The 10,813-nt window shown below is 67.7% G+C and carries 9 protein-coding genes and 2 pseudogenes; 6 read left to right on the top strand and 5 right to left on the bottom strand.

The features are described 5' to 3' along the window. Positions 1-420: 420 nt before the first annotated feature. Positions 421-1,242, bottom strand: a complete 822-nt coding sequence (locus tag ABT001_RS35185) for a MerR family transcriptional regulator (RefSeq protein ID WP_351285687.1) — start codon at positions 1,240-1,242, stop codon at positions 421-423. Between the two features lie 250 nt (positions 1,243-1,492). On the opposite strand from ABT001_RS35185, the pseudogene ABT001_RS35180 reads away from it, so the two are divergent. Continuing rightward, positions 1,493-1,606, top strand: a pseudogene (locus tag ABT001_RS35180) (IS21-like element helper ATPase IstB); the annotation flags it as partial. Positions 1,607-1,945: 339 nt separating this feature from the next. After that, entirely contained in the window at positions 1,946-2,326 is a 381-nt protein-coding gene (locus tag ABT001_RS35175; RefSeq protein ID WP_351285686.1) for an FKBP-type peptidyl-prolyl cis-trans isomerase, read from the top strand. A gap of 227 nt (positions 2,327-2,553) precedes the next feature. Here the strand turns inward: ABT001_RS35175 and ABT001_RS35170 are convergent, their stop codons facing one another. Further along, entirely contained in the window at positions 2,554-3,387 is an 834-nt protein-coding gene (locus tag ABT001_RS35170) for an enoyl-CoA hydratase/isomerase family protein (RefSeq protein ID WP_351285685.1), read from the bottom strand. 122 nt (positions 3,388-3,509) lie between these two features. Between ABT001_RS35170 and ABT001_RS35165 the strand changes: the two genes are divergently transcribed. Further along, positions 3,510-3,941, top strand: a complete 432-nt coding sequence (locus tag ABT001_RS35165) for a winged helix-turn-helix transcriptional regulator (RefSeq protein WP_351285684.1) — start codon at positions 3,510-3,512, stop codon at positions 3,939-3,941. A 545-nt stretch (positions 3,942-4,486) separates the two neighbouring features. On the opposite strand, the gene ABT001_RS35160 is transcribed toward ABT001_RS35165, so the two are convergent. Together ABT001_RS35160 and ABT001_RS35155 are read right to left on the bottom strand one after the other, a co-directional pair. After that, positions 4,487-5,011, bottom strand: coding sequence for a hypothetical protein (locus ABT001_RS35160; RefSeq protein ID WP_351285683.1), 525 nt, complete (start codon positions 5,009-5,011; stop codon positions 4,487-4,489). A 249-nt stretch (positions 5,012-5,260) separates the two neighbouring features. Continuing rightward, positions 5,261-5,824, bottom strand: a complete 564-nt coding sequence (locus ABT001_RS35155) for a TetR/AcrR family transcriptional regulator (protein ID WP_351285681.1) — start codon at positions 5,822-5,824, stop codon at positions 5,261-5,263. A 523-nt stretch (positions 5,825-6,347) separates the two neighbouring features. On the opposite strand from ABT001_RS35155, the gene ABT001_RS35150 reads away from it, so the two are divergent. The 3 genes from ABT001_RS35150 to ABT001_RS35140 all read left to right on the top strand — a co-directional run bounded on the left by ABT001_RS35150 (position 6,348) and on the right by ABT001_RS35140 (position 9,933). Further along, positions 6,348-7,961, top strand: coding sequence for an IS1182 family transposase (locus ABT001_RS35150; protein WP_351285679.1), 1,614 nt, complete (start codon positions 6,348-6,350; stop codon positions 7,959-7,961). A 174-nt stretch (positions 7,962-8,135) separates the two neighbouring features. Beyond that, complete coding sequence (locus tag ABT001_RS35145; RefSeq protein ID WP_351285689.1) at positions 8,136-9,029, top strand: MBL fold metallo-hydrolase; 894 nt, start codon at positions 8,136-8,138, stop codon at positions 9,027-9,029. 22 nt (positions 9,030-9,051) lie between these two features. Continuing rightward, positions 9,052-9,933 carry an AraC family transcriptional regulator gene (locus tag ABT001_RS35140; protein WP_351285678.1) on the top strand — a complete coding sequence of 294 codons (882 nt, stop codon included), beginning with the start codon at positions 9,052-9,054 and terminating at the stop codon, positions 9,931-9,933. A gap of 320 nt (positions 9,934-10,253) precedes the next feature. Here ABT001_RS35140 and ABT001_RS35135 read toward each other — a convergent pair. Further along, positions 10,254-10,813, bottom strand: a pseudogene (locus ABT001_RS35135) (IS256 family transposase); the annotation flags it as partial.

Below are 10,813 nucleotides of genomic sequence, written 5' to 3'. Positions count from 1 at the left end.
ACGCTCCATCGCTCATGACAGCCAGAGTGCCAGGCGAAGTCACGCCCGACACCGTCCCGACCACCTTGACCAAACCCATAGGGGCACCCCCCCCGACGGCAAACCGCCCTCGCGGGTCCGTTGCCACGACCGATCATCGCTCGATCACTAAGAGATTCCGCTGGTCCGGGCGGCGGTATCGCGGCGCTCGAGACGGCGCCCCTACCCGCGGCATCTCTAAGATGATCAAGCGCGAGGAATCCGACAACGCGGAGCACCGACGCGTGCGGGCCCGCGTTCAGCGGCGCGTACGCCCTTCGTCGCTCCACGGGTAGGTGAACGTGTTGCTCGCTGGACGGTGCCGGATCGCGGCGGGGACGGCCAGACACCATGCCTGCCGGCGCGGACCGGGAAATCTCCCTGCCAGGATTGCCCCGGGTCTCAAGGCTTGATCACCGGCGCCTGGAGTTCGGTCACCCAGTCGTTGCGGTTGTCCGGGCATTCAAGGCTGATCTCCCGGGGATATCCGGCTGACCGGTAGCCGTTTTCGTCGATCCAGACGGCCAGGGTCTGGGCCGTGGGCAGCACGGTGTCCATCGAGCCGCGGTGCACGATGGACGCCGCCCGGTCGACGGGCGGCAGGTCGAGCACCCGGAAGGTGCCGTCCTGGAGCGGGGCCGCGACGTGGACGGCGGCGTGGATGCTGATTTTGCCACCGCCCTCCGGGGCGTCCTCGTAATAGGCGACACCGGGCCCCGCAGGGGTTACGCCGGCCGTTTCCAGGCGCCGGAACAGCTCGTCGTAGAGCGGCCCGATGACCGGGCCGATGTCCTCGGGATCAAAGCTCGCGGCGGTCGCGGTCAGCTCCGCCACCCGGATTGCGGGGATACTCTTGATGACGACGTCGTTCGTGGGCATGTGGCCCTCGCTCTCGATGGACCGGAGCCTCGCCTCGACCTGGACCAGCCGTGCCCCCGCGGCAGCCACCGCCAGCTCCAACTCGGTCCGCCGCAGCCGCAGCATCGCGCGCAGTTCTTCGGTGGTGACCTTCTCGTCCAGGATCTCCTGGACCTGCTGGAGGGTCAGGCCGAGGTCTTTCAGCGCGATGACGCGGTTGAGACGGGCCAGCTGGGCAGCCGAGTAGTACCTGTAGCCGGTGGCGGGGTCGACATGGGCCGGGCGTAGCAGTCCGGTGGCGTCGTAGTGACGCAGCATGCGGACAGACACGCGGCCGTGCCGGGCGAAGTCTCCGATGGTGAACATGATGTCTCCGAGTTGAGCGCCTGACACGGTGTGAGAGTCAACAGGCCGCTTCCCGCCCGGCACGCGACAGCCGCGCTGACGGTGACTCGAGCACCGTCCACGTGGTGCCCGCCAGACTGAGGCACCACGTGGGGCACCCTGTACCGTCGCCGGTTCCAAGGGATTCCCACCCTCTGCCCATGAGGACCTGTGCGAGACGTGGCGGGCCAGCAGCAGCATGGGTCGCCCAGGCCGAGGAAGGGCCGGCCGGTCATCCTTCGTCGACCGCCTCACCTTCAACGGCGCCATCCTCGGAACCGGCTTCGACTCGTACCGCCTCGCCAGCACCCGCGCACGAGCCGAGGAACCCGCCAAGGCCAACTGACACCTGCCGGTTCCGACTCGGTGGCCCGCCACCCTCACGGGCGGCGGCCCGCCGCGCCTGCCTTGCGCTGACGGCGGGGTGCTTCTGCGTCCCTGATCTCTTCGGTGGCCGCCCGGAAAGCAGGGGTGGCGTGGGCGAAGTAGTCGAAGAGGAGTGTGCGTTGGTCCGGCGTGTATCGACTGAGAACCTCGGCAATCTGGCGCCGGGCAGGCCCGACCACCCGCGCTGGGCTCGATGCACTCCAGGAGATCAGCGGCAGCATGATGATCTACTGCATGGAGTGACATGCGCCTGGCCGGTCCGTACGAGGGCTTCCGGCGGCGAGCGAATGAGGCGGCAATGAGTGAACTGACGAAGCCTGAGATCGACCTTCCGGAGGGTGACGCCCCCACCGAGCTGACCATCCGCGACCTCGTCGTCGGGGATGGGCTCGAGGCGAAGCCGGGCCGGGTTGTCCAGGTTCACTACGTCGGGGTCACCTTCGAGTCCGGGAAGGAATTCGACACCTCCTGGGACCGGGGCCGGACGTTCAAGTTCGCCGTGGGCGGTGGCAAGGTCATCAAGGGCTGGGACCGCGGGGTCAGAGGGATGAAGGCCGGCGGCCGCCGCGAGATCATCGTTCCCCCGCGCCTCGGCTACGGCAACCAGTCACCCTCGTCATTGATCCCGGCGGGCTCGACACTCGTCTTCGTGGTGGACCTGCTCTCCGTCGCAGTCTGAGGCCTTCTGCCATCCCGCCTCGGGCCTGAACCCCACTCCGGACCGCGGGTCGGCGGCCGGGGTGCCGGCGGCCATGGCCCCGCGAAACGAATCATCCGCGCGGCGGCCTCAGCTGCCGCTTCCATAGGTCGTCGAATCCCGCCGCCCCCGATCGCGGCCAGGATTCCTCGTCCGCTCCCAGCCGACGCTCCGGACACCGGTGAGCAGATGGGCCTTCCGTACGGGGCCTATCCGGCCAGTCCCCGGAGCAGGCCCTCCAGATCGCGCTCACCGTCGCGGGTCTGGGCACCGCGGGCGAGTCCGCCGCGGATCAGACGCTCGGCCGCGGGGCGAACGACCTGGCCCGCCCAGGCGTCGTGCTCCCGCAGGAGACCCTCGGCCAGGTCGTCGGGGATGATGGCGCGCTTGGCCGCCATGATCACACCCTCGGGCAAAGCCGCGATGTTGCGGGCGAGGCGGTCGACGACGTCGTCGAGCTCGTCAGCAGGGACGGCCCGGTTCACCCAGCCGTAGCGCTCCGCGGTTTCGGCGTCGTACAGATCGGCACCCAGCACCGCCTCCAGGGCGCGATTGCGGCCGACCCGGCCGGCGAGGTACTGCGTGCCCCCGCCGCCGGGGACGATGCCCATGAGAGCTTCGATCTGGCCGAGCCCGGCGCGACCGATCGCCGCGAACACCATGTCCGCGGCCGTGACGAACTCCGCCCCTCCGCCGCGCGCCATCCCGGCAAGCTTGACGATGGTCACCTGGGGCTGGTGCCGGAGCAGTTCCCCCAGAGCCTGGAAGACGTTGACGCCGTCCGGAAGATCTGTGGCGAGCTCGTCGAAGGCGTCCGGCGTGTCGACGAGCGACATGTCGACATGGGCTATGAAGAACTCCGGGTCAGCGCTGTCGAACACGATCACTCGAACCGAGGTGTCGTCCCTCAGCGCGGTCAGCAGGTGCCGGAGGTCGGCCATCAGGGCGGCGTTCAGGACGTTGACCGGTGGGTTGTCGAGGGTGACGCGGGCGATGCCGTCCTCGCGGCTCACCCGTAGGGTCGCGTAGGCGTCGTGCTTCATGGAGATCTCCGATCGGTACCTGATATGCATCTAGGTTTCTGATGCATACTTACGGTGCGACGATGGGCGACCGACGTCAATAACGCACTTTCGGCATCGCAAGGATCGCGAAGGATACCGACATGGCCACTTCTGAAACCGTCGGCGATGCCGCCGACGCAGGCACCGACATCGTCTACCGGTCCGACTGCCCCAGCCGCCCGATCCTCGACCAGATCGCTGACAAGTGGTCGATGATGGTGATGGCAGTCCTCGAGAAGCCCACTCGGTTCAACGAGATCAAGCGCCGCCTCGAGGGCGTGACCCAGCGGGTCTTGACCCAGACCCTGCGCCGCCTGGAGCGAAACGGGATGGTCGTGCGCCGCGTGCTGCCCACCTCCCCGGTCGGGGTCGAGTACTCCCTCACCCCGCTCGGCGAATCCCTGCGGGAGCCGTTCGGCCACCTGTACGACTGGACAGTCGACAACGCGAGCGAGATCCGGACGCACCAAATGGACTATGACCATCGCGTACAGAGCTGCGAAGGCCTGCCCGAGAACCTCATCGTGAGGTGACGAACCGGGCCAGGGCCGCTGAACTTCCTGACTCCGACGGGAACTGCTCGTGGGTACGAGCTCTGGGACGGACGACGGCCGGCTCGCGCTAGTTGGCCTCTCCCCGGTGGCTCAGGGCTTGACGGAAGTCATCGAGGGCAGGCCTGAAGTCGCGGGCGACGGTGTGGAGGGTCGATCGGTCGATCAGGCTCCTGACCAGTGTTCGCGTTCCCTCTGCCGGGTCGTGCTCGGATAGCCGGCGGGCCAGGCTCACTCCCTCGTCGAACAGGGAGTGAGGTTCCCCCGAGATACGGCGGAAGGCGCAGCTCCGGGCCGAAGCCACAGATCAAGCGTCTGGGCGTTGAGTTGGGCGCGCACCCGGGAGCCTTGGGGCGTGGATCCGTCAGGGCAGGCGCCTTGAAGCAGGCAAGCTGGCCGACCGAACGCCCCGACAAGCATGCGCCACGCCATGCCCGGACAACGCCCCCGGACACAGAACGGCCGCCAGCCGAAGCTGACGGTCGGTCACGAATGATCAAGGCCAGGCGTAGGCTGGGCAGACCGGATCATGCAGCCGGGCCGGCGGACGGTTGGTCGCCGGTCGGCTCTGCGGCGCTCGTTCGCCAGCCGTACCAGCCACGGCACAACACGTAGGCCGCCGCGACGACCACCACGAGACCCAAATCGATCAGACCGGACTGGCGCGCCTCATTCACATCGCCCACCACCGCAGCCATGACAACGAGCGCGGTCTTCTGGCCGATGATCAGCTCCCACAGCCCTCGGTGGGCACGCGGCGCTGCGGCGAGAATGGCGAATAGTCCGGCGAAGACCAGGTAGGCGGACGTGCGCCAGCCCTCCACCCAAATCCGGGAATCGGGCGCGTCCATCATGAGCGCGATGCCGTAGAAGAACGCGCCGACGGTCGAGAGCGTCGCAAGGACGAGCAGCCACCGACCGATCTTGTCTGCCCGCACCGTGGGGCCACGGCCATTGAGCGCGGTGTCTGCAACCTTAATGACAACCTCCTGTGTGCTGTGACACGGCGTTGGCAGCGGTGAGGCTTTGGGCTCCACTGCGCCGGGGAGCATGACCTCCGTGACTATCGGCCCGGCCGACCGGAGACGGTCGAGCGGTTGTCGACCTCGTCGGTGGTGCGGCCTGTGGGCTTCTTCATGGGTTCTCCGTAAGTTGTTAGGCGGCCCGAGGGGCCGGGTGTGTCTGATGGGGTCTTGTCTTCAGCAATTTCGAAGGAGTGGTTGAACACTCACTTCGGAGACCGGTGAGGCAGGCGAGCCATTGAGGTCCGTGGGCGCGTGGCCGCCTGCCGGTGTGTGGTGTCAGTAGTGCATGATCCCGGCCGTCAGGGTGCGGGTCCAGGGTGCGGAAATGGCCTCGGCGTCGATGGAGACCAGCAGGTGACAGAGCATGCCGGTGGCGAAGAACTGTTGCACCTGCTCCTCGCCGCCTCCCGAGGCGCTTCGGACGTATTCGACGGTTCGGGCGTACCCAGAGCGCACCGCCTCTCTGACCGCGGGCTCGGAGACCGCGGCTGCCTGGGCGTGCAGCTGGACCAGCATGAGGTCGTTGTCACTGATCAGGCGGGCGTAGGCGTCACCCATCGAGGTGAGCACGGCTTCGGGGGCGCTGCTCTCGGCGTTCGCCGCGCCGGCTTCAAGGGCTGCGCGCACCCGGACGAAGCAGTGCTCGACGACCGCGGTGAACAGGACTTCCTTATTGGGGAAGAGGCGGTAGACGTATGCCTGGGAGATGCCGGCGGCCTTCGCCACCTCGGTGGTCGTGGTGCCGAAATACCCCCGGGCCGCGAAGGCTCCGATGGCGGTGCGCAGCACCGTCTCCCGGCGCTCATCGACTGTGGACAGCTGACGTCGTTCCATCTTCATGTGAGTATTCAATCACTCACTATGGGGAGCGTCAAGTGTCGTGCCAGGCAGTGGCGGGTGGACCGTCGGCTGCGGAGGCGGGTGGCGGCCGAACTCAGCGGGGCCGGCCGGGCTCAGTGCCCGGAGTGCGGCGAGCAGTGGGTGGCCGGAGTGGATCGGCGTTCGAACGCCGCGAGGTCGCCGTCGAGCAGAACACGGCATCGGGCCGCGTTGTCGACCTCAGCCGACCACCGAGCCCCTGCACTTCCGCTCTCCGGCCCGCCCGGCACCCTCGGACACCACGCCAGCGTAGAGCTCAAGGCTACCCAAAGTGGAGGTTCAGACACAGCCCTTGACTCTGTCGGGAATCTTGGAGTTTCGCGGTGCGGCAACTTGATCAACGGGCATGCTCGGACAGTTCCGTTGACCGATGCAGTTGTCGAGGTGCCCGTTGTCCCTCCGCCCCCGTCCCGGTGAGCAAATCCCGCCCCTGACCGCGCAGATCGCACGGGCGAGCAATCCGCGTGGCACAACGGCGATATGGGTGCGCGACCGCCTCGACGGGTTGTGGTGCGACGAGGACTTCGCCGGCTGGTACCCGAGGGACGGGCGTCCGGGGCTCTCGCCCGCCCAGCTGGCCACCGTCTGTGTGCTGCAGTTCCTGCTCGGCCTGTCGGACCGGCAGGCGGCCGAGGCGGTCCGGTGCTGCATCGACTTTAAGTACGCGATGGCCATGGAGCTGGACGATCCCGGCTTCCACCACAGCGTGCTGGCCGACTTCCGCGACCGTCTCGCCGAGGGGGATCGTGCCGACCGCCTCCTCGATCTCGCGCTGGCCCGCATCAAGGAGGCCGGCCTGGTGCGCGAGCGCACCACCCAGCGCACCGACTCCACTCATGTCCTGGCCGCGGTGCGTGACCTGCCCCGCCTGGAGCTGATCACTGAGGCCGTCCGCACCGCGCTGGAAGAGGTCGCCGGCATCGCCGGGCACCTGCTGGACGAGTTGGTCGATGAGGACTGGGCACGTCGCTACGGCCGGCCGGCCCGCCTGGGCAAGAACCCCACCAAGCCCAAGACCCGGATCCTCGCCACCGGAAACGATGCAGTCCGGCTCCTGGAACACCTCTACCGACACGGAGCGGACCACACCTGCGGCCCCCGCGCCCAGGCCCTACGCCAGATCGTGGTGCAGAACTACCACCGCGATGCGCAAGGCCGCCTGAGCTGGCGCACCGCCGAGAAGGAAGACGGGCCCGGGCTGCCGCCCTCGTCCCGGGCGATCGTCTCTCCCTACGACACCTCGGCCCGCTACGCACGGCACGGACACATCATCAGCTGGAAGGGGTTCTCCGCTCACCTGACCGAGACCTGCGCTCCTGACGGCCCCAACGTGATCACGGATGTGGCCACCACCGCGGCCACCACCCACGACAGCAAGGTTCTGCCCGGCATCCATACCTGCCTGCACCGCCGCGGACTGTTGCCCGGCGAACACCTGGTCGACAGCGGCTACACCTCCCTGCCCCACCTGGAACAGGCTGCCCGCGAACACCAGGTCACCGTCACCGGACCACTGCCGGCCAACCCCACCCGCCAACACCGCAGGAACGAAGGCTTCGGCCGGGACAACTTCCACATCGACTTCGACCGCCAGCAGGTGACCTGCCCCCAAGGCCAGGTCAGCCGGGGCTGGCACGGCCCATACCCGACGTCTTCGCCTACCGCGGCCCCGCTGATCCTGGCCAGGTTCACCAGGAGCCAGTGCCAGCCCTGCCCAGTCCGCACTCAGTGCACCCGCTCCACAGAAGGCACCCGAACTGTGGGCTTCCCTCCACGAGAACTCCGTGACCTGCAACTGCGTCTCCGCACCGAGCAACAGACTCCCGAATGGAAGGCCCGCTACGCGGTGCGCTCAGGGGTAGAGGGCACGGTCAACGAGCTCGCCCACGGCCACGGCATGCGCCGCTGCCGCTATCGAGGACAGAACAGAGTCCACGTCCAGCACGTCCTGACTGCTATCGCCGTCAACATCGAGCGCCTCAGCGGGCTACCGCCGACCGAACAGGCACCCCCTCCCCGCCGGCCGACCGCCCTCCAGGACTACCTCGATCAGCACAGGATCCCCCGGCCAACGTCCTGGCGGACCCTCGGCACTTGACCTCGACCACACCAAGATCCCCGACAGAGTCAAGGTTAGACGTCCAGTCGTTTGCGACCACTCATGAAACGGGCGGCGGCGTACGGGACTGCTGCGAGACGCTGCCTTAACCAGGAGAGACGGTGGAGCATTTCGCGTCTCGCCACCTCTGCCTACGGTGAAGGGGTGAAGAAAATGATTCTCGGTAATGTCGAGGTCTCGCGGGTGGTCGAGTACCACGGTGCTTTCGGCACCACCGACGTCCTGTTCCCGTCCGTGCCGAGCGAGCTGTGGCGTCGGCACGAATCCTGGCTGGCGCCCGACTTCCTGAACGCCAAGACGGGTGAGTGGCAGGCAAGCGTTCAGACCTGGGTGCTGCGTAGCGCGGGCCGCACCGTTCTGGTCGATACCGGTCTGGGCAATGACAAGTCATCGGGATCGGAAGGCAATGTGTCCGACAAGCGCGACGGCTATTTCCTCGATCAGCTGGCGGCGGTGGGGGTGCGGCCGGAGGACGTGGACCTCGTCGTCAACACCCACCTGCACGACGACCACGTGGGGTGGAACACCCGGCTGGTCGACGGCGAGTGGGTTCCGACGTTCCACAACGCGCAGTATCTGATCAGCCGTGCCGACTTCGACTTCTGGAACCCCGCAGGCGGTCACTCCCCGAGGTTCGCCGACACGGCGGCCAGGTTCAACGACAGCGTCCTGCCCGTCCACCGGGCCGGTCAGGCGGTGCTGTGGGAGGGCGACAGTCACCGCATCGACGAGGACCTGGTGCTGGAATCGGCACCCGGTCACACGCCCGGCTCGGCTGTGCTGCGGCTCGAGTCCGGCACGGATCGGGCGCTGTTCGTCGGCGACGTCATCCACACCCCGCTTCAGATGATCGAGCCCGATCACGACATCTGCCTGAGCGAGGACCAGGCCGAGGCCGCCCGGTCCCGGCGTCGTGTCCTGGAGCAGGCAGCCGCGACGAACAGCCTGATGGTGCCGGCGCACCTGGGCGGATCGGGCGCCGCCGAAGTCGTGCGGTCGAACGGGACTTTCTCGATCAGGAGATGGGCGTCGCTCTCGGACGTCTGATCCAGTAGGGGAAGATTCTCCCATGGATGTGCTCAGCGACGCGATCAGCGCTATGCGGGTGGGTCGCCCCTCCATGTCGCTGACGGCGGCGGACCCGTCGTGGGACATGAAGGTCCAGCCCTTCGAGGGTGCCCGGTTCTACGTGGTCACCACGGGAGGCGTCCGGGTGACAGGACCGGACGAACAGGCCATCCCCCTGGAGCCGGGCGACGCCGTGCTGTTCCCGCACGGGGCTGCGCACACGCTCGCGAACGCCACCGATGACTCGGCCCAGTTCCTGTCCGGTGATTACCGGCTCGACCAGGCCCGACCTCACCCGCTGTTCCAGAACCTCCCCGATCTGGTGAGTCTTCCCGCGCGAGAGGGCCGCTATCCAAGTCTGCAGGCATCGATCGACTTGTTGCGCGGCGAGCTCGGCGAAGAGATGTACGGCAGGGACTTGGTGCTGCCGGCCCTGCTCGACGTGCTCCTCGTGCACCTGATCCGCGCCTGCCTCATCGAGAGCGCGGGACTGCAGGCCACCGGCTGGTGCGTTGCCCTCCACGACGAGGTGATCGCACGATCGCTACGCGCCGTACACGAACGCCCCGCCGATCCATGGACCGTGGAGTCACTGGGCGCGCACGCGGGCCTGTCCCGTGCCGCCTTCGCCCGCAGGTTCACCGCCATGGTGGGGCAGCCACCGCTCACCTATCTGACGTGGTGGCGGCTCACCACGGCGGCACGCCTGCTCCAGGCGACCGACATCCCGCTGTCCGCCGTCGCGCAGCGCAGCGGCTACGGCTCCGCGTACGCGTTCGCCAACGCCTTCAAACGCGAGTACGGAATTTCCGCCGGCCGGTACCGGCAGCAACACCGCACCGACCACCAGGGTCATGGCGGTGCCGTGGGCGGACGGAACTGAACGACGTTGCGGGAACGCGTCGGGGCGGTCATGGAGCACGACTCCGTCACGGGCCAGGAAGCCGGTGGCCTTACGTGCGAAGCTTCTGGTGACGGATCGGCCCTCGAAGCCCTCGAAGCGGGGTGTCTGAGCTGCAGCCGGAGCCCGGCTGGCGGCGGGTCCGGAGATCTTCTCTCCGGCCGCGGCCAGGCCCCGGAGCCGCGAGGTACTGATGCTGTCGGCGATCTTGGATACGGTCAGGAATCTGGGTGCTACCCACCCCGTTGCCGCCCACGATAACGGGTCTGTCAAACGAGCGGTGTAACTCGGGTTGTTGAGGGCTACTGACGTGCTGCGGAGAGCCGGCCGTCGAAGGTGATATCGAAGGCGTTCAGGGCGGTCTTCCAGCGCATGGTCCAGCGGGCCTGGCCCTTGCCGGTGGGGTCCAGGGACATGATCGCCATGTAGACGCACTTCAAGGCAGCCTGCTCGTTCGGGAAGTGGCCGCGGGCCTTGACCGCCCGGCGGATCCTGGCGTTGACGGATTCGATCGCGTTCGTGGTGCAGACGATGCGGCGGATCTCAGTGTCGAAGCGGAGGAACGGGGTGAACTCTTCCCAGGCGTTCTCCCAGAGTCGCACGATCGCTGGATACTTCTTGCCCCACACGCGTCGGCGAACTCCGCGAACCGATCGAGGGCCGCGTCCTCGGTTGCCGCGGAGTAGACGGGCTTGAGGACCTTGGCGATCTTGTCCCAGTCCTGGCGGGCGGCATAGCGGAAGGAGTTGCGCAGCAGATGGACCACACAGGTCTGCACGACGGTGCGGGGCCAGACGGTCTCGACCGCGTCAGGAAGCCCCTTCAGCCCGTCGCAGACGAGCATGAGGACGTCCTTCACACT

The sequence above is a fragment of the Streptomyces sp. NPDC002793 genome, assembly GCF_040295485.1.
Lineage (GTDB): Bacteria > Actinomycetota > Actinomycetes > Streptomycetales > Streptomycetaceae > Streptomyces.
Note: the sequence above shows the minus strand (reverse complement) of the source record. Positions and strands in the feature narration are given on the sequence as shown.